This window comes from Lysinibacillus sp. 10T31, from assembly GCF_056394365.1.
In genome coordinates this window covers 1-370 of sequence record NZ_JBFTHS010000267.1, presented here as the reverse complement: position 1 = coordinate 370, position 370 = coordinate 1, and the positions used below count along the sequence as shown (strand labels likewise).

At 63.0% G+C, this 370-nt stretch carries 1 protein-coding gene; it reads left to right on the top strand.

What is annotated here, in order from left to right; translation table 11 throughout:
- Window positions 1–370 (top strand): hypothetical protein (locus AC1DCY_RS27975; protein WP_477356120.1); only part of this gene is annotated, 370 nt, incomplete at both ends.

Below are 370 nucleotides of genomic sequence, written 5' to 3'. Positions count from 1 at the left end.
CACGTCAACGAGGAATACGGCCAACAGCGCCGAGGCGACCATCAAGCTGCGTCAGGCGGCGCTGACCGACAGCCAGGCCCAGGCGCAAAAAAGCGCAGCGGACTGCTGTTCAAGCCAGGCACCGTGCTCACCAGAACCGGAACCTACTTCCAGGTCTTCAGCCAGTTTCGCAAGGTCTGCTACGAACGCCTGCACGCTTCATTGCCCGGATTGGTCGCTGCACCCGCCCTTCAGGCTCCATTGGATATCAGCAGCGACGAACCGCCCTCCCGTGTCGAGGGTTTCGATTCTCCCAACGACAGCTTGCGTGCCCTCTGGCCAGCCGGTGAAACCGAAGCCCGACGCCGCCTCGACACCTTTGTCGACGCCG